14 protein-coding genes are annotated in these 20304 nt (G+C 49.2%); 5 read left to right on the forward strand and 9 right to left on the reverse strand.

Going from position 1 to position 20304, the window contains the following annotated elements; all coding sequences use genetic code 11:
* Positions 1-8: 8 nt before the first annotated feature.
* Positions 9-1241, forward strand: coding sequence for a DNA recombination protein RmuC (locus ACESTD_RS05845; RefSeq protein ID WP_005828327.1), 1233 nt, complete (start codon positions 9-11; stop codon positions 1239-1241).
* A gap of 264 nt (positions 1242-1505) precedes the next feature.
* On the opposite strand, the gene nqrF is transcribed toward ACESTD_RS05845, so the two are convergent.
* The 7 genes from nqrF to ACESTD_RS05880 form a co-directional block, all read right to left on the reverse strand.
* Positions 1506-2780: an NADH:ubiquinone reductase (Na(+)-transporting) subunit F gene (gene nqrF / locus ACESTD_RS05850; RefSeq protein ID WP_117990854.1), complete on the reverse strand. Its 1275-nt coding sequence runs from the start codon at positions 2778-2780 to the stop codon at positions 1506-1508.
* 17 nt (positions 2781-2797) lie between these two features.
* Positions 2798-3424 (reverse strand): NADH:ubiquinone reductase (Na(+)-transporting) subunit E, encoded by a 627-nt coding sequence (nqrE, locus tag ACESTD_RS05855; protein ID WP_005828321.1) that lies wholly within the window; start codon positions 3422-3424, stop codon positions 2798-2800.
* A 113-nt stretch (positions 3425-3537) separates the two neighbouring features.
* The gene (locus tag ACESTD_RS05860; protein WP_005836455.1) at positions 3538-4176 is read right to left on the reverse strand and encodes an NADH:ubiquinone reductase (Na(+)-transporting) subunit D; all 639 of its coding nucleotides are present in this window, start codon (positions 4174-4176) and stop codon (positions 3538-3540) included.
* Between the two features lie 4 nt (positions 4177-4180).
* Positions 4181-4870, reverse strand: coding sequence for a Na(+)-translocating NADH-quinone reductase subunit C (locus tag ACESTD_RS05865; protein ID WP_005828316.1), 690 nt, complete (start codon positions 4868-4870; stop codon positions 4181-4183).
* A gap of 14 nt (positions 4871-4884) precedes the next feature.
* Positions 4885-6054 carry an NADH:ubiquinone reductase (Na(+)-transporting) subunit B gene (locus ACESTD_RS05870; protein WP_373158721.1) on the reverse strand — a complete coding sequence of 390 codons (1170 nt, stop codon included), beginning with the start codon at positions 6052-6054 and terminating at the stop codon, positions 4885-4887.
* A 53-nt stretch (positions 6055-6107) separates the two neighbouring features.
* Positions 6108-7457: a Na(+)-translocating NADH-quinone reductase subunit A gene (locus tag ACESTD_RS05875; protein ID WP_005836451.1), complete on the reverse strand. Its 1350-nt coding sequence runs from the start codon at positions 7455-7457 to the stop codon at positions 6108-6110.
* A 220-nt stretch (positions 7458-7677) separates the two neighbouring features.
* Entirely contained in the window at positions 7678-9078 is a 1401-nt protein-coding gene (locus ACESTD_RS05880) for a C1 family peptidase (RefSeq protein WP_005836449.1), read from the reverse strand.
* A gap of 159 nt (positions 9079-9237) precedes the next feature.
* Here ACESTD_RS05880 and ACESTD_RS05885 point away from each other — a divergent pair, with 159 nt between their 5' ends.
* The 3 genes from ACESTD_RS05885 (at position 9238) to ACESTD_RS05895 (ending at position 14585) form a co-directional block, all read left to right on the forward strand.
* Positions 9238-10440, forward strand: a complete 1203-nt coding sequence (locus ACESTD_RS05885) for a BamA/TamA family outer membrane protein (RefSeq protein WP_005828308.1) — start codon at positions 9238-9240, stop codon at positions 10438-10440.
* Between the two features lie 247 nt (positions 10441-10687).
* Positions 10688-11878, forward strand: coding sequence for a glycosyltransferase family 2 protein (locus ACESTD_RS05890; RefSeq protein WP_005836447.1), 1191 nt, complete (start codon positions 10688-10690; stop codon positions 11876-11878).
* 16 nt (positions 11879-11894) lie between these two features.
* The gene (locus ACESTD_RS05895; RefSeq protein ID WP_117589049.1) at positions 11895-14585 is read left to right on the forward strand and encodes an ATP-binding protein; all 2691 of its coding nucleotides are present in this window, start codon (positions 11895-11897) and stop codon (positions 14583-14585) included.
* Positions 14586-14608: 23 nt separating this feature from the next.
* On the opposite strand, the gene ACESTD_RS05900 is transcribed toward ACESTD_RS05895, so the two are convergent.
* Entirely contained in the window at positions 14609-16384 is a 1776-nt protein-coding gene (locus tag ACESTD_RS05900) for a biotin/lipoyl-binding protein (RefSeq protein WP_025835515.1), read from the reverse strand.
* Between the two features lie 144 nt (positions 16385-16528).
* The gene (locus ACESTD_RS05905) at positions 16529-17032 is read right to left on the reverse strand and encodes an RNA polymerase sigma factor (protein ID WP_005828302.1); all 504 of its coding nucleotides are present in this window, start codon (positions 17030-17032) and stop codon (positions 16529-16531) included.
* Positions 17033-17303: 271 nt separating this feature from the next.
* Here ACESTD_RS05905 and ACESTD_RS05910 point away from each other — a divergent pair, with 271 nt between their 5' ends.
* Complete coding sequence (locus ACESTD_RS05910; RefSeq protein ID WP_005828298.1) at positions 17304-20207, forward strand: pitrilysin family protein; 2904 nt, start codon at positions 17304-17306, stop codon at positions 20205-20207.
* Positions 20208-20304 lie beyond the last annotated feature (97 nt).

A 20304-nucleotide genomic window follows, 5' to 3' on the forward strand; every position in this document is an offset into this window, starting at 1 on the left:
AAACACCTATGGAGATAGTATTACTGATTATAGGGATAATCATCGGAACCGTAGTCGGCTATCTGGCGGCAGACCGCAAGTCTGCCGCACTGAGGGCAGAAATCAGCGGGACAAAGAAGGAAATAGAATTATTGAAGCTGCAGAAGGAAGAAGCCGAAGCGTTGCACAAGCGCATGAACACCGAGTTCGAGAATCTCTCCAACCGTATCTTCCAGAGCAAAGCCGAAGACTTTACCAGGCTGAATACCGAACACCTGGGCAATCTGCTCCGCCCGCTGGGCGATAACCTGAAGGACTTCCGCCAAAAGGTGGAACAAGTATACAGCACCGAAGCCAAAGAACGCTTCTCGCTGGGTGAACGCATCAAGGAACTGGTGGAACTGAACAACCGCCTCAGCGAAGATGCCAACAACCTGACCCGTGCCCTGAAAGGAGACTCCAAAATGCAAGGCAACTGGGGCGAAATGATTCTGGAACGTTTGTTGCAAGCCTCCGGACTGATTGAAGGCGAACACTACTTCCGCCAGGAGTTTCTAAAAGACGAACGGGGCGAAGCCATCATCAACGAGGAAAGCGGGCAGAAGATGCAGCCCGACATCATCGTGAAATACCCCGACGAACGGGAAATGATTATCGACTCCAAAGTGTCGCTGACTGCCTATGCTGCCTACACCTCTGCCGAAAGCAAGGAGGAGCAGGCACACTTCCTGAAAGCACACCTGCAATCTGTCCGCTCCCACATCGACGAGCTCAGCCATAAAGACTACTCGCATTACGACGCCCAATCACCGGATTTCGTTATGATGTTCATCCCCACCGAAGGTGCCTACCTCCTCGCCATCCAAAGCGATGCCCACCTCTGGGAATATGCCTACAACAAAAAGGTGGTACTAATGAGCCCCACCAACCTGATTAGCGCCCTGCGCCTCTCGCTCGACCTTTGGAAGAAGGAGAACCAGGTAAAGAATGTGCAGGCCATCATCAAGCGCGGCACCATCTTATATGAAAAAATCGCAGGCTTTACCGACACCTTCCTCGGTATCGGCGACCGGCTGGCCAGCCTGCAAAGGGATTACGATAAAGCCTTCAACCAGCTCTCGGACGGTAACGGCAGTGTAGTACGCCAGGCCGAAATGCTGAAAGGCATGAGCCTCACTCCCAAGAAACGCATTTCTCCAAGATTGCTGCCCAAAGACACCATTCAAGAAGAAACAGAAGAGGAAAACGATAACATTCAATAAAACATCCAACATGAAAACTCTGAAAGACCGCATTCTCCTTCACCAAGAACCATTCATACGAGGTCTGTGTCAACAGGAATTACCACCGGAGAAGTAACAGCCATTCTGGCAAATGCACTGATTCATATCAAGGAATAAAGAAAAAGCGACGAAGAATCCACTCCACTTTCTTTCATTAGAGAGGAAATGCCCCGAACAAAAAACTCCGGCAAAGCCCTGAAGGACAAGCCGGAGTTTTTTTTATCTCAAGACGGACAAGGAAGATTATCCGCCAAAGTTATCGAACATCAGGTTCTGAGCCGGAACACCGAGGTCGTCGAGCATCTTCTCAACAGCTTTCGACATCGGACCGGGACCGCACATGTAGTATTCGATGTCTTCGGGAGCTTCGTGGTCTTTCAAGTAAGTCTCGTAAATTACGTTGTGTACGAAGCCCGGAGTGTACTTCACGCCCGCTGCATCGGCTGCCGGATCGGGACGGTCCAGTGCAAGATGGAACTTGAAGTTGGGGAAATCCTTTTCAATCTGCAGGAAGTCTTCCAGATAGAACACTTCATTCAATGCACGTGCACCGTAGAAGTAATTCATCACGCGGTCTGTAGTGTGCAGCGTCTTCGTCATGTGCATAATCTGTGCACGCAACGGAGCCATACCGGCACCACCGCCGACCCACATCATCTCCTTCTTGGAGTCGAATATCGGATGGAAGTCTCCGTAAGGGCCACTCATGGTTACCTTATCACCCGGTTTCAGGGTAAAGATATAAGAAGAAGCGATACCCGGCATTACATCCATGAAGCCCGGGCCCTGGTCTTTCGGCTTGAACGGAGGCGTGGCGATACGTACCGTCAGCATAATGCGGTCGCCTTCGGCAGGATAGTTGGCCATAGAATAGGCACGGATGGTTTCTTCGTCATTGCGGCACTTCAAGCCCAGCAGACCGAATTTCTCCCATGCAGGCAGATACTCATCACCGATAAGGCTCTTGTCGATGTCCTTATCATAATCCATCGAATATTTAGGAATCTTAATCTGCGCATAAGAACCCGGAACGAAATCCATGTGCTCGCCTTTGGGCAATGCAACGATGAACTCTTTGATGAACGTAGCCACATTCTTGTTGGAGACAACCTCGCACTCCCACTCTTTTACGCCCAGTACGCTTTCGGGAACCTTGATGGCCATATCGCCTTTCACTTTCACCTGGCAACCCAGACGCCAGTGATCTTGTATTTGCTTACGGCTGAAGTGCGGAGTCTCAGAAGGCAAGATTTCACCCCCACCTTCCATTACCTGGCATTTGCACTGTCCGCAGGAACCTTTACCACCGCAAGCGGAGGAAAGGAACACACCGTTTACAGACAGCGTATTCAGCAATGTAGAACCGGAAGCTACGTCCAGTTCCTTGTCGCCATTGATAGTCAGTTTTACATTACCCGAAGGCACCAAGAAATTCTTGGCAACCAGCAGGATAACAACAAGCAGGATGACAACCACGAGGAATACTCCAATGCTTGCTAATATCATATTCATATCCATTGTTTTATTCCTTTCTTTTAGATGTTCAAACCAGAGAAACACATAAATGCCATTGCCATCAGACCTACAGTGATAAACGTGATGCCCAGCCCTTTCAGTGGAGCCGGAACGTCAGAATAGGCCATTTTCTCACGGATGGCAGCCAAGCCTACGATAGCCAGCAACCAACCGATACCGGAGCCCAACGCATAAGAGACAGCATCAGCAATGCCACCGATGAATTTCGGGTCGCTCTCACCCAGCGTGATGCGCTGCTGCATGAAAAGGGAAGCACCCATGATGGCACAGTTTACAGCAATCAGCGGCAGGAAGATACCCAGTGAAGCATACAGCGAAGGGCTGAAACGCTCTACAATCATTTCCACCAACTGAACGATAGCTGCGATTACAGCAATAAAAAGAATAAAGCTCAGGAAGCTGAGGTCAACGCCTTCAATGATTGCGTTGGCAGCCAGCACCTTGGTCTGCAATAAATAGTTGACCGGAAGCGTAACCACCAACACGAAAGTTACGGCGATACCCAGTCCTACGGCAGTCTTCACATTCTTCGATACGGCAAGGTAAGAACACATACCGAGGAAGAACGCGAATATCATGTTGTCCACAAAAATAGAGCGGACGAATAAACTTATTAAATGTTCCATATCTCTTCGATAAATTAAGAATTAAAGAATTAAAGAATTAAAGCAATGAGAACTTGTACTGCAGCAGAGCAGCCCATTTTTCATTCTTTCATTTTTCATTCTTCATTTATTTATTACTGCTTTTCCTGCAATTCTTTGTGACGTGCACGCTGATACCAGATGATGCAAGCGCAGAGAATCAACGCCATTGGCGGCATCAGCATCAAGCCGTTGTTCACATAGCCCAACTTCTGCAGAGGTTCATAGTTCAAGATGTTGAAACCGAGCAGCGTTCCCGAACCCAGAAGCTCGCGGAAGAAGGCTACGATTACCAGAATCTTGGCATATCCCAAACCATTACCCACACCGTCAAGGAATGATTCCCAGGGACCGTTCTGCATGGCAAATGCTTCCAAGCGTCCCATCAGGATACAGTTGGTAATAATCAGACCTACATATACAGAAAGCTGCACACTTACATCGTAAGCAAAAGCTTTCAGAATCTCACTTACAATAGTTACCAACGCGGCAACAACCACCAGCTGAACGATGATACGGATACGGTTGGGTATCGTCTTGCGCAGCAGTGAAATCACTACATTGGAGAATGCTGTAATCACCGTCACTGAAAGACCCATCACAATGGCAGGCTCCAGTTTGGCAGTAACAGCCAAAGCAGAACAGATACCCAATACCTGCACGGTAACGGGGTTGTTCAGTCCCAGCGGAGTAGAGAATACTTCTTTATTCTTCTTTGAAAACAATTGTCCCATATTCTTATTCCTCCTCATTATTATTAGTTAAAAAGTTCTTGTAGCTGCTCAGACAAGCCTTCAACATGGCATCCACACCTACAGAAGTGATGGTACCACCGGAAATGCCGTCCACCTGATAGTCAGGTTTCTCTACCTTACCGTTTTTCACAACACCGAGGACTACCTCGCCGTTCTCCAACGTTTTCTTTCCGGGGAACTCTCCCTGGAAATGCGTGCTGGCGATTTCGGCACCCAGACCCGGAGTCTCACTGGCATGAGAGAAGTAAACACCATAAACGGTATCCTTGTCGCTGTTCAGCGCAACATATCCCCAGATAGCGCCCCAAAGACCGGCACCGTAAACGGGAAATACATATTTCTTCTCACCGTCAACCTCTGCCACGAATACGTGCAGACGGTTATTTTCTTTGGCTTCCTTCTCGTAAGCGGTAGCAAATGCACCGGTATTCTCTGTCAGAGTACCGTCAACGTTCATCAGCATATCGCCCTTTACATATTTATTATATTCAGCTTCGGCATCCTTCACGTCCTTGATGTTGAGTGCAGCAAGAATCTGCTTCTTCGTGTCAAGTTCCACATTCTTGTTCTGCGTCTCGCGCAAGGAAGAACTTACGAATGCCAGCAGGAATGCAACGATAACAACCATTACCGAAGCATAAATGATAGTATAACTATTACTATTGGTATTCATTTCTTTTCCGGTATTTAATTGTTAGACTTGATTGCACGTTTCTCGCGACGTCTGATGTTACCCTGTACCACACAGTAGTCAATCAGCGGAGCGAAGATATTCATCAGCAGGATGGCAAGCATCATACCTTCGGGATAACCGGGGTTGAGCACACGGATGATGATAGCCATAGCACCAATCAGGAATCCGAAGATATACTTACCGGTCTCTGTACGTGCCGATGTAACGGGGTCGGTAGCCATGAACACGGCACCGAAGCAGAAACCGCCCAGCACGAGGTGTTCGTACCAAGGCATCTGTGCCATCGGAGTGTCGGGACCGATTGCATTGAACACCCATGCCATGAAGGCACCGCCTACGAATACGGAGAACATCGTCTTCCAGCTTGCAATACCCGTCCACAACAGCAGAATGGCACCCAGAGCGATGGCGATAACGCTTGTCTCACCGATAGAACCCGGAATAAGGCCGGTCACCATGTCCCAGGAGAACTCCGGAACGGCGCCCGAGGTAGCGGCTGCACCCAACGGAGTAGCTACCGTCAGACCATCTACCGACTGTCCCAGACCGAAGATACTGTCGCCCGATACCCAAACGGCATCACCGGACATCTTCGTAGGATAAGCAAAGAATAAGAATGCACGGGTAATCAAAGCTACGTTGAACACGTTCATACCCGTACCACCGAATACTTCCTTAGCAAAAATTACAGAGAATGCAGTAGCCACCGCCAGAATCCACAACGGGCAGTCTACCGGAACAATCATCGGAATCAAGATACCGGAAACCAAGAAGCCTTCCTGAATCTCCTCCTTCTTCCACTGAGCCACTACGAACTCAATGCCGAGACCTACTACATAAGATACAATGATTTTTGGCAATACAGCCAGAAAACCGTAGATGAACATTTCCCAGAAGCCTCCGGCAGCACCGGTAGCGTGGAAATGCTGGTAACCTACGTTATACATACCGAACAGCAGCGCCGGTACTAACGCAATGACCACCATCGACATGATGCGTTTGCTGTCAATGGAGTCGTGAATATGCGTTCCCGATTTCGAAGTGGCATTGGGCACGAACAGGAATGTTTCGAAGCCATCAAACACCGAACGAAATGCGTGGAATTTGCCGCCTTCCTCAAAGTTCGGCTTTATCTTGTCGAGATAATTTCTTAACGCTTTCATTAATATATTTACGATTTTACGATTTACAATTTACGATTTGCCATACGCCCCGATTATGCCATTTCGGCACGAAGCATATCGAGCCCTGCACGTACGATGCGCTGCACTTCCACTTTGGAAGAACATACGAATTCGCAGAGAGCGAAGTCTTCGGGAGCTACTTCGTAGATACCCAGAGCCTCCATACGGTCGATGTCACCTGCAATGATTGCTTTCACCAAGTATTCGGGGAAGATGTCCATCGGAAATACGCGGTCGTATTCGTTGGACATAATCATGTGACGTTCACCACCCTTGATACGGGCATCTATCACATATTCCTTCTTGCCCATCAACCAGCTGAAGTAAGAGCGGTTGACGCTGAACTGATTGAAACGCGGCATAATCCAACCCAACATTTCATGGATTTCATCTCCTTCGGGAATAACGGTCAGCTGGCTGTCGAAAGAGCCGAGGAAGCCGTTCGGAGAAACTTTCTTACCGGTCAGCACGTTGCCGCTGATGTAGCGGAGGTCTTTGTCGGTAGTCACGTTACCTTTGAAAACGTTCGTCAACAGAGCGCCGACTTTCAGCTTGCAATAAGCGGGTTTCAACACTTCGGAACCCGTTACAGCCACCGTACGGGTCATGTCCACACGACCGGTATTCATCAGACGTCCGATGAAGAGTACGGCTTCGGCACTGATGGTCCAGACCGTTTCACCCTTCACTACCGGAGAGATGTGGTTAATCTGTACACCCACGTTGCCTGCCGGATGTGGTCCGTCGAAAGCTGTTACGGTAACGTTCTTTGCCTGCACAAGAGCAGCAGACTTTTGTTTTACACTAATACCCAGATACGTCTTTGCCATCTTTGACAAAGCGTCGAGTCCCGTCTGGAAGTTTGCTTCTTCTCCCTTCAGCGCGAATTCAAAATCGGGAGCCAGCGGATTGCTGTCGAAAGCCGAAATGAAGATAGCTTTCGGAGTTACCGTCGGATCAGCGATAACGTCGTACGGACGTTGGCGGATGAAAGCGAACATACCTGCTTGCAAAAGAGCTTCTTTTACTTGCTGGCCGCTCATCTTGGACGGGTCCATCTTGCCGAATTCCTCATAGTCTTGCTCAGTGGCAGCCTCTACGACGATGTTCAGCACCTTGCGGCGTGCACCACGCTCCACGCTTGTCACTACGCCGCTAACGGGCGAAACAAATTTCAATTCAGGATGATTCTTGTCGATAAACAAGGGTCCCCCGGCCATCACATATTCCTGCTCTTTGACCACCACTTTCGGAGTGATGCCTGTATAGTCATCGGGAACCAGCGAATAGAATCCCGGTTCCTTAACAGACACAAGTTCCTGGGCAGCAGCGCCTTTCAGGTTGATGTCAAGGCCTCTACGTAACTTAATTACATTTGCCATGCGTTTATTTAAAATAATGGTTTCATTAATTTGCCGCAAAAGTAGCAAAAAAGAACGTGAATAAAGAGTAAAAAAGAAAGGAATTACGGAGAAATTTCCGTAATCCCTTTCGTTAACGAACACGAGAACAAGGATTAGGGGTTAAGGATTAGGGATTAATACCCTGCGGAATCATAGTGCAGCCCACTAATCCTTAATCCCTAACCCCTAATCCTTATCATCACTTTTCTTCAGCGAACATCGGGTCCCATGCCGGCAGGCAGACGGGCTTTTGTTTAAACAGTTCCATCACTTTGGCGGGAACATACTTTGTCTCCACTACCAGACGGAACATGTATTCATTGAACCACTCGTCGGTCATGATGAGATGTCCCTGATAACCGGAAGCGGCTCCCCAACTGTTCTCTACCATCCATTTTACGGGCTTTCCGTCTTTGTTCAAGTCAACGGCCATCAAGGTCATGGCGTGGGAAGAGCCACTGGAGAAAGTCTGGATACGTTGCTTCTTGTCCATCCCGAAGGTGGTGCCCATCAGTGATTCGTAGTCATAGTTTTTCACATCAAGCAGACCGCGTTCGGAGTTCAGGAACTTGCCCACATCGCAAGAGAAGTACATCATGGTGCTGTCCTTCAAGGAGGCAATGGCCATCTCTTTGATGTCCTCTACGGGCAGGTTGACATAAGTCCAGTTCTTGCCGTCGTAACGATGGCGGTCATAGTCTATTTCATAGCACTTGTAATACTCGCGACTGGGGTCGTTCATCAGCATTACGTAGTTGGTCAGCAGTTGTTTGTCTCCATATTTCTCAAGGAAAGACATGGGAGTGTGATGCTCTGTCTCCACAGGATTACCCTTGGCATCGTGGCGGACATAGTCGAACTCCGTGGGAGGTACACCGAGGTTCAGCACCAGCATGCGGTAGATGGTTCCGAGCATCGTAGTTTTCTCCTTCTCCAGAGCTTCGGGCTTGGCACCGGCGGCAGCCATGTCACGCAGTTGCAGACCATACTCTTTCAGCTTCAGAGAGATGAGGTTGGCCATGCGGGAGGTATTTTCACTGCTGTTTGTTTCGGGCATGGCATCTTTGGGAACAAGGCCGTATTTGGAAACAATGTCGGCCACACCGGTAAAGGTACCCCCATCGCTCAGCGGATGCTGGAAGAGCCATTCCACGGTCTTATCAGTCAGGGGACTCTTGGAGGTGTCGATGATGCCTTGCAAGAAGAGGTTTGCCTTCTCCAACTGGTCCCAGAAGAAGGGATAGACTTCGGAGAACTCGAAAGACTGGAAACCGTATTCGGCAAGGGTCTTGGCACGCATCACATTCAGCCCCGTAAACAGCCAGCAACGGCCAGACGACTTCTGGTCGGTGATACCTTTGGATTCTACCTTGATGGAGAAGTGGGTATCCATGCCCTGCATATTCTCCTGGTTGAGTGCCAGTTTACGGATGTCATTATTGCCTATGGCATTGCGGAGCGCCTTGTCGGCAGCCGTGCCTTGATAACTTTGCTTGATTTGTCCAAGCATTTCGGGGCTGATACCCCCTTTTCCCTCTTGTGCCTGCACGGAGAGCAGTGCGGCACTCAGAACAATTACAGATAAAAATCGTTTCTTCATTCAGATTATGTGTTTTTAGTTATTGATGTCTTGCTTCGTGAAGCAGACAAAAGTAATGTCTTTTTTGATAATTTTAGTGACATCTTTAGATTTATTATCTATTACAGTGAAAACTATTCGGGATAAAATAGTTTCCTTTGCACCCACATTTCGTACGACATGAAAAGATATATACTAAGCATTATCGCACTGGTGCTGTTCGCCACCACCTTTTATGCCCAGGAACAGACTGCGGCCGCCACAAACGACAGCGTTCCTGCACTGACCAAAAAAGAACTACGCAAGCAAAAGGTAGCGCGTCGGAATCTGCATTACAATATTCTGGGCGGACCCAGCTACACCCCCGACTTCGGTGCCGTGCTGGGAGGAAGCGCCCTAATGACCTTCCGTATGAACCCCAGCGACACCACGCAGCTGCGCTCCGTAGTGCCCATGGCCATCGCCTTCATGTTCAACGGTGGCATCAATCTCTTCTCCAAACCGCAACTCTTCTTTAAGGGCGACCGTTTCCGTATCTTCGGAAAGTTCAGCTATAAAAATACGGAAGAAAACTTTTACGGCATCGGCTATAATACCAATAAAGATTATGTACGAAGCGACAGTACCAGCAAATACCGGTACAGCGGCGTGCAAATCAACCCCTGGTTCCTTTTCCGACTGGGCAACAGCAATATCTTTGCCGGACCTCAAATCGACATCAATTACGACCACTTGACGGAGCCCGGCAAGTTCTTGGTGGACGAACCCTCGTACAAAGAGGCAGGCGGTACGGCTAATGGCTATAACAACTTCAACTCCGGCCTCGGTTTCCTGCTGACATACGACAGCCGTGACGTCCCTGCCAACGCCTACCGTGGTATGTATCTGGATTTCCGCGGCATGATGTACGCCAAGTTCATCGGCAGCGACCAGACCTTCTACCGCCTAGAGATAGACTACCGCCAATACAAGTCACTGGGCAAGCGCAGGGTGCTCGCGTGGACGGCACAGACCAAGAACGTGTTCGGTGACGTCCCTCTGACGCAATATGCCCTCACCGGAACGCCTTTCGACCTGCGCGGCTACTACATGGGGCAATATCGCGACAAGTCCTCGCATGTGGTCATGGCAGAGTACAGACAGATGCTCAATACCGACCGCAGCACTTGGGTGAAGCGGATGCTCAACCACATAGGTTTTGTAGCCTGGACCGGCTGCGGCTTCATGGGCCCCACTCCCGGCAAGATAGAGGGTGTACTGCCCAACTATGGTGTAGGTCTACGCATTGAGGTACAGCCACGCATGAACGTCCGCCTGGATTTAGGCAAAAACACGGTAAACAACCAGATGTTGTTTTACTTCAATATGACAGAAGCGTTTTGAGTAACGCCCTGCCTACCTGCCCATCCCTTTCCTATGGAGAATGATGATTGAAAGCCTTTAATCGCCTCTCACTCACAAGGTTATTCAAGCTCACCTCTATAGGAAGCTCACTTCCTTATAACATCGGAACACCTTGAGAAACAAACATTTTATTTTTCTTTTCTTTTTCTTGCATCGGTAAAAGATTATCCATACTTTTGGCAATCACATTTCTTTTTATCAAAAAAGAAAGCAAACGAGCGGATACATGAAAGCCCTTGAAGTACTCTTCTGGATAAGTTTATTCATAGTGTTCTATACTTATATAGGATATGGTATACTATTATATATCCTGGTCAAGATAAAAGAATGTTTCCGTAAGCCTGCGCCCCGTCCGATGCCTGCCGACGATGCTTTACCCCCATTGACGCTATTTATCGCCGCCTACAACGAAGAAGATGTAGTGGATGAAAAAATGCACAACTGCCTGGAGCTGGATTATCCCGCCGACAAGCTACGCATCCTCTGGGTGACCGACGGCAGCAACGACCATACCAACGAACGCCTCTCCCACTGGCCGCAAGCCATCGTCCTCCACCAACCCCAACGCCAAGGCAAGACAGCCGCCCTGAACCGCGGTATACATTTCGTAGAAACGCCCCTTGTCGTGTTCACCGATGCCAATACTCACCTCAACCGCGAAGCCCTGCGGGAGATAGTGCACGCCTTCACCGACCCTAAAGTGGGATGCGTGGCAGGCGAAAAACGTATCGCCGTGCAAAGCAAGGACAATGCTGCCTCGGGGGGAGAAGGGCTATACTGGAAATACGAATCCACCCTCAAAGCGCTCGACGCACGCCTCTATTCGGCAGTAGGCGCAGCGGGTGAACTGTTTGCCGTGCGCCGCGAGCTGTTCGAGGAAATGCAGACAGATACGCTGCTCGACGACTTCATACTCTCCCTGCGCATCGTCATGCAGGGACACACCATTGCCTATTGTGCCAATGCCTATGCCGTAGAAAGCGGCTCGGCAGACATGCGCGAGGAAGAAAAGCGCAAGGTGCGCATCGCTGCCGGGGGCTTGCAGTCCATCTGGCGGCTGCGTCCGTTGCTCAACCCATTCCGTTACGGCACATTCTGTTTCCAATATATTTCCCACCGGGTGCTGCGCTGGTCGCTCACTCCTATCCTATTGTTCCTATTGCTTCCCCTCAACACAATTCTCATCTTTACGACAAGCACGCCATTACTGTATGCCATCATCTGGCTGTTACAAGCTCTTTTCTACCTCATGGGAAGTTGGGGGTACTACCTTTCAATGAAGCATATAAAAAACAAGATACTTTTCATCCCCTACTATTTCCTCTTCATGAACGTCAACGTCATACGAGGATTCAACTACCTGCACAAGCGCAAAGGCAATGCAAGCGGCGCATGGGAGAAGGCCAGAAGGGCATGAAACTAATACTGTAAGAATGAAAAACATTTTGAAACAAGCTGAAAACGCCGAGAGACTATTGAAGCTGACGTCAGATACCATGCTCCTTCTGAACCGGGACGGCATTTGCATGGACATCGCAGTGCACAATGTAAACCTTTGGTTCATGAAGGAAGAAAAGCTGCTGGGCAAGAATCTGTTCCAACTGATACCGCCGTCCACTTACTACCAAGTATATCCGGAGTTCAAGAAGGTACTGACGCAAAAGGTACGTTCAGTCCATAATTACGAAATGACACTGGGTCACACTACCTATTACTTTAAATGCATCATGTACCCGTACGACGGCATGGTCCTCTGCCAGTACCGCGACATCACAGAACGCAGCCAGCGCAAACTGGAACTCGAAAAGAAAAACCACGAGCTCAACGAAATACAAAAGGCCGCCCTCATCGGAAACTGGCAATACGATACCCAGACCCGCATATTCTGTTATGCAGGCCATACGGGTATCATGTGTTCGGAAGAGGTGCAGCACATCAATATGGACAATTATCTGGAACTCATCCTTCCTGAAGACCGGAAAAGCTTTACCGGCTGGATGAAAGAGAATCTGAAAGGCAAGATGGAAAACAGCGTGGACTACCGCATCTTCCTCAAAGGAAACATTTTCTATATCCGCCTCAAAGCGTTTGCCCGCGAACGGCAGAAAGACGGGAATGTCACTATAGAAGGATACATACAGAACATTACCGACATACAGAAACGGCGCAACGACATCAATCTGCTGACACATGCCATCAACAACTCCACCGAGGACATTTATTCGGCACACGAAGACGGCACGCTGATATTCTGCAACCGTTGCTTCAAGGAACGGCATGGCATCGGTAATGGCCAAGACATCACCCGGATGAAGATATACGACCTGCCCTCATACGGCAGGGATGAAACATCCTGGAAAGAGTTTGCCAACCGTGTCAAACGTGGAGAGACGAACCACGGATACATCGTCTACCATCCGCTGCCCAAGCGTCCGGAAGTACTCGCCATTGAAGGAAACGCTTATTGGGTGACAAGCGACAAAGGGGAAGGAACCATCTGGACATTCGGAAGAGACGTATCGACACGCATCCGGCATGAGCAGCAAATCAAACAGTTCAACCAGATTTTGGACAAAATCATCGAAAACCTCCCGGCAGGCATTGTTGTGAAGGACATCAACAACAACTTCAAATACCTCTACCGCAACCGCGAATCATATAACCGCGAAATCCCCATACAAGAGGCATTGGAAAAGGATGACTTTGACTTTTATCCCCTGGATACTGCCCAGGAAAAGAGGGCGCAAGACATCGAAATAGCCAGAACCGGCAAAGAGATGCACTGGATTGCGGAAGAACGCGACGGAAACGGAAATCCCATCTATCTGGACAAACGGAAGATGAAGATTGAAAGCAACGACTTCTCCCCCATCCTGCTGAACATCGAATGGGACATCACGGAAATGGAACAGATGAAACGGGAACTGCTCGTAGCCAAGGAGAAAGCCGAGACCTCCGACCGGCTCAAATCTGCCTTTCTCGCCAACATGAGCCACGAGATACGCACACCGCTCAATGCCATTGTAGGCTTCTCACGAATTATTGCCGAAAGTACCGACGAGGAAGAACGGCTAGGCTATTACGAAATAGTGGAATCGAACAACGAACGCCTGCTCCAGCTCATTAACGAAATCCTCGACTTATCAAAAATAGAATCGGGCATCGTGGAGTTCACCATCACGCCCGTACGCCTCCATCCACTCTGCAAGGAGATACACGACGCACATATTTTCCGCTGTCCCGAAGGAGTGGAACTGATATACGAACCCTCTGACGAGAATATCGTGATTGACGGAGACAAGAACCGGATTTTCCAGGTCATTTCCAATCTGATAGGCAATGCCTTCAAGTTCACCACCACCGGGCACATCAGTTACGGGTATCGCCAGGAAGGCAAGTATGTAGCATTCCACGTCACCGATACGGGTATGGGCATTGCACCGGACAAGGTGGACCGGGTATTCGAACGTTTCGTCAAGGTGAACAACTTTGCCCAGGGCACCGGATTGGGACTTTCTATCTGCAAAACCATCATCGAACGTCTGGGTGGCAACATATCCGTCACTTCAGAGGTGGGTAAAGGCACCACATTTACTTTTGTTCTCCCGCTGGAATCCACCAGCAAAACAGAGGCGGAAAAGAAAGAAGAGGACAACCAGGAAACGACAGCAGAGACACACTCCACAGAGCAGAGGGGCAAAAATGCAGCCCCCGGAGATTCCCCGAAGAATGAAGAGGTCGGAGCACTCCCTACCCCTCCTTCCAAGACCATCCTGATTGCCGAAGATACAGAAAGCAACTTCATCCTAATTAACGCCATTTTAGGCCGACTCTATCGGCTGAAACATGCCAAAGACGGCATGGAAGCCGTAACGATGTTCGAGGAAGTCCACCCCGACCTCATCTTGATGGACATGAAAATGCCCAACCTTGGCGGAATCGACGCCACTCGCATCATCCGTGAACTGGTACCGGACATCCCCATCATCGCCCTTACGGCCTATGCCTACGAGCACGACAAGCAAGCTGCCCTGGAAGCAGGTTGCAACGACTTCCTTACCAAACCCTTCACTCAAGAAGTGCTGAAGGAAACCATCAAGAAATGGCTGGATGATAAAGGATGACTGAAAAACAGTCATCCTCCACTTTATGCAAAAATATCACTTCGCTGGATATAAGCAATCACATCCCCTTTATTGACCACATCCCCTTGCTTGGCACAGACTTCCACCACACGTCCGGTAAATCCGGTCCATATCTTCTCGTATTCGCCCCACGGCGTAGAGATGTAGCAGAACACCTCATCATGCTGGTACTTGCGTCCGATGAAAGGAGCAGAAGAAGGACCTTCGACGGAAACCTCCCAAAGCACTTGCCCCTTGGAAGGCGCGATTATCGGGTCTGCCTTGGCACGCTTCAGCTTCTTGATTTCTTCTTCCGAGTATCCGTTTTTGGCCATCGCCGCATCCTTGGCACGCTGCAGGTCATCCTCAAAACGTTTCTTGGCAACGCCGGATTTATAGTCGCGATACTGCCGGTCGTGCATGGCAAGCTCGAAGAGTTCCTCGTCATCATCGCCATATTCCCAACCGTTTTCGTCCATCTCTTTCCGGTATGTATCCAGAGCATCCGGGTAGTTCAGCTGCGGGTCCGTATCCACGAACTCAAAGCCTTTGGACTTAGCCAGTTCCACTATCTCGGGCGCTAAAGTACCGGGGAGGCGTCCACTCTTGCCCAGAATCATGTCCCACGTATGGTTGTCTATCATCGTCCAACGCTCCTCTCCCTTTACCTGCTGCATGAGGTTCATCAAAGCCACATTCTTCACATACTGGCTGAAAGGAGTCACCAAAGGAGGATAACCCAGCTTGGGCCATACATATTCCACTTCGTCGAACAGCATGACGAGCAGGTCGTCCAGACTGAGTTCCGGCTCGTTCTTACCGCGCAGTATCATGTTGATGCCGGAATGCACTCCCTTCAAGTCGGCCATCATGGAGCCCATCATGCCACCCGGCAAACCGCACTTCAGCAAGAGTGAGGACATATGTTTATTGGTGGGGTCCATGAAATAACCCAAGAACTCGTCAATGAACTCCTGCGTCATGGCACGGGCTTTCATGTAGGCTTTCATGTTTATGTCGGGCACTTGGAAACCCAGGTCTTTCAGCATGGCCTGCACGGAGATGATGTCCGGATGAACCTTGCCCCACGACATGGGTTCCATCGCCACATCGATGATGTCGGCACCGTTCTCACAGACTTCGAGAATGGAAGCCATGGAAAGTCCGGGACCGCTATGCCCGTGGTATTGTATCAGCACATCGGGGTGCTTCTCCTTAATGGTTCTGACAAGCTGTCCCAGCATACCCGGACGTCCGATGCCCGCCATATCCTTCAAGCAGATTTCAGGTGCCCCGGCTTCAATCAACCGGTCGGCAATACTGGCATAGTATTCCACCGTATGGACGGGAGAATACGTGATGCAGAGCGTAGCCTGCGGTATCATGCCCGCTTCCAGAGCATATTTGATAGAAGGAATTATATTCCGCGTCTCGTTCAATCCGCAGAAGATACGGGTAATGTCCACACCCTGGGCATGCTTCACCTTGTACATCAGCCGGCGCACATCTGCCGGAACGGGATACATGCGCAGTGCATTTAGCCCGCGGTCGAGCATATGCGTCTGTATGCCTGCTTCCCTAAAAGGTGCGGTAAAGGCGCGTACAGCCTTGTTGGGATTTTCACCATACAGAAGGTTTACCTGCTCAAAAGCTCCTCCGTTTGTTTCAACGCGTGCAAAACAACCCATTTCAACTATCAACGGAGCAATACGTACCAACTGGTCTACCCGGGGTTGATACTTACCGGACGACTGCCACATGTCCCGGTAAACAAGACTGAATTTAATTTCCTTTTTCATCATAGTCAATAATAAGAGATTTTCCTTCGGTTAACTTAACATATACAAATATAAAGGATTATTCTGACATATAGTCAAGAATAACCCTTAAAAATTCATCAGAAGCAATATGTTATATATCATATTGCTACTATCAAATTATTATCAGATGAAATCTTTCAATTCATCCTGCAACTTCTGGCGCGTAAAGAAGATGCGGCTTTTCACCGTTCCGAGCGGAAGGCCGAGGCGTTCGGCAATCTCGCGGTACTTGAAACCGGACACATGCATGGAGAAAGGGACTTTATAGTCGCGTGGAAGGGCATTGACGATGCGATGCATTTCTTTCAGGTCGTAGGCACCCTCGGTACTGGCAAAACCAGAGTCCTGGGGCATGCTGAGGTGATACTGATTGTCCGTCTGGTCCACAAAAGTCTGTTCGCGAACTATTTTCCGGTAATTATTGATAAAGATGTTGCGCATAATGGTATACATCCAACCTCTGAAATTGGTGTCGGGTTCAAATTTGTCTTCGTTATCCAAAGCCTTGAGAGATGTCTCTTGCAACAAATCATTCGCTTCTTCCCGGTCGGCTGTCAACTTGTATGCAAAGCGAAGCAGTTCTTCTTGCACTGCAAGCAAATCTTTTCTAAAACTGTAAGTATTCATACTTTGCTCAATTTTTAAATAGTTAATAATGGTTTAGGTTTTACGATTGCAAGTATAAGGAAGATTTGAAGCCCCGGGGGACGGAATACGGTTTTTATTAGGGGTGAAAACTATCATTTGACAGTTTACACCCCCTCTCTGATAGTTTACGGGTGATATTATATACTGAAAACCATCATTTTTCCGAAGATTTCGTAAATGTTACGTGATTTTTTTATAGCTTTGCCTACATATAGGAAAACACTTTTATTACATAAAAACACTTTATTTTATGAAATCATTTCAATTTAAGTCACTTCTTCTGCTGGCTGCCCTCATCATTTCCCTGCCCTCCTTCGGACAAGGACTGAAGGCGTTCAAGCTGAAGAACGGTCTTTCCGTATATATATGGGAAGATGAATCCAAATCGGACGTGTTCGGACTGGTAGGCGTACGTGCCGGTTCCATCAACGACCCCGAAGAGTACACGGGACTTGCACACTACCTGGAGCACGTCATGTTTAAAGGAACAGACAAGATAGGCGCGCTGAACTGGACGGAAGAAGAACCGATCTACAAGGAAATCATCGCCAAGTACGACCAGATGGCCGAAGAAGCCGACCCGGCAAAAAAAGAAGCCATCAGCAAGGAAATCAATGAGCTGACCGTCAAAGCTGGAAAATTGGGACTTCCCAACGAATACTCCAACCTGATGGAAAGCATGGGTGCCAAAGGGGTGAATGCAGGCACCTACTATGACTGGACCTTCTATCACAGCTCCTTCCCTGCCTATCAGATAAACAAATGGCTGGAAATCTCCTCACAACGTTTCCTGCATCCCGTATTCCGTTCCTTCCAGTCGGAGCTGGAAAACGTGTACGAAGAATATAACCGTTCACAAGATGACCAGGGACGTGCACAGAACCAGTTCGTGATGGAGAAAGCTTTTGAGGGACATCCTTACTCCCGTTCCATCATCGGCCTGCCCGAACATCTGAAGAATCCCCGCCTGAGCAAGCTGATTGAATTTTACGAACAATGGTATGTCCCCGAAAACATGGTACTGGTACTCGTAGGAAACATCAAAGCCCAACAAATCAGCGGACGCATCAATGCCGCCTTTGGACGTCTGGCTGCTAAGCCCGCACCCGAGCGCAAGGTCTACCAGAACCTCGAAATAAAGGGCCGCAAACAGTATTCGGCTAAAGTAGGATTCTACCCGCAAGTGGCAATGGTATTCAATGGAGTACCTGCCGGACATCCCGACGAAGACGCTCTGGACATCGCTCTGGCACTGCTGAACAACAACAGTCAGACCGGAACTATGGACAAGCTGGTACTGGACGGTGAACTGACCAGCGCCGGAGCCTACACCCGTACTTTCCGCGAACAAGGACGCGCCATCGTAGCGGCCATTCCCCTCTACGACGAAAACCAGCGCCGTTTCGAGTCGACCAAGAGCGCCGAAAAGAAAGCCTTGAAAGCCATCCAGCAAATCGCCAACGGAGAATTCGAGGACTGGAAAATTGATGCCATCAAAGCCGAGAAATGCCGCCAGTTCGACCTGGAAATGGAGTCGAACGAGGACAAGGCCATGATACTGATGAACGCCTTCTACAACGAGCAGGACTTGGGCGACATACTCAATTACAAGGACAAGATTATGGCCATCACCACTGACGACATCAAGCGAGTAGCCAAGAAATATCTGTCAGACAATTACCTGGCCCTATATATCGAAAAAGGAAAGCCTGACAAGAACGCCAAGATTGAGAAGCCGGGTTACAAACCCGTAGAACCTCCGATAGGAAAAGAATCGCTCTATGCAACACAATTCAAAAACCTGCCCATCGGACAGATGGAGGAGAAATTCGCAGACTACGGCGAAGTGCAAATCAAGCAACTGAACGACCGTTCAAAGATGTACTACACACCCAACAAGGAGAATAACGTATTCCAGTTGGTTGTACAATACGGAGCCGGTGAACGCGAATTCCCAAAACTTGGCTATGCCGCCCAGTTGATGAACAACGCAGGCATCATGGGGGCCTACGAACCGCAAGAGTTGAAAGAAGAACTCAGCAAGCTGAACGCAACCTGCCACGTGACAGCCGATGATGACAACCTCTACATCATCATGGAGGGCTACGAAGCCACCCTGCCGCAAGCCTGCCAGCTACTTTCACGCCAGATTTTGATGCCAAAACTGGACGAAAAGCAACTGGCACGTCTGAAAGGTTCGGCAATGGGTATGCGCCAGCAGCGCAAAGACAACGTCAGCATCCTGAACGAAGCACTGCGGCAGTACATGCTCTACGGAGAGAAATCAGACTACATCAAGGAACTGACCGACAAGGAGATTTACGAATTACAGATTTCAGAACTGACGGGCGACATCAACCGCGCCTCCAACTACGAGGCAAAGGTGTTCTTCACCGGAACACTCCCCTTCGACCAAGTATACGATATCCTGAGCAAGAACCTCCCATTGGTGGCCAACGAACGCCCGTCCAACTCCCCACAGGCAAAGGACATGATGCCGGTGACCGAAAACACCGTCTACTTCCTGCCTAACAACGATGCAGAACAAGCCCAAATCCACCTCTACATCCCGATGCAGAAGGCTGACAAAAAGGACGACGTGCTGCGTAGCGCATTCAACCAATACTTCGGTCTTGACTTCACCGGCATCGTTCTGAACGAAATCCGCGAAAAACGCTCCATGGCCTATACAGCCTATGCATTCGTCGGCACGCAAGGCATAGCCGGAAAAGCAAGCTATCTGCGCGGCTACATCGGTACCCAGAACGACAAGGCAAACGATGCATTGGACGTACTGATGGGTCTCGTCAACGACATGCCGAAAAATCCGGAACGTATCGACAACATCAAGAGCTACCTCCGCCAAGCCATGCTGACCAGTCACCCCAGCTTCCGCAACAAAGCCATGGAACTGGTAGACTTGGGCTACAGAGGCTACACAGACGACCCAGCAAAGGAAAACCTGCCGAAAGTAGATGCACTGACCTTTGACGACATCGTGAAATTCTACGAAGAGAACATCAAAGACAAACCTTACTGCATTTCCATCATGGGCAACCCAAAGAACATTGACCTGAAGCGACTGGAAAAATTCGGCAAGGTAGTGAAACTGAACGAACGCAAACTTTTCAACACGAAGGATGCATTGTTCTAACCTTGTTTTATCCCTTTAGCAATCCCATCCTCCTTCCCCCTTATCAGGGGAACGAGGAATATGAAAGATTCCCCGACATTTCGGTTGCAAATGCCGG

It is taken from the genome of Bacteroides sp. AR20, assembly GCF_964250605.1.
GTDB classification, from domain to species: Bacteria; Bacteroidota; Bacteroidia; order Bacteroidales; family Bacteroidaceae; genus Bacteroides; species Bacteroides uniformis.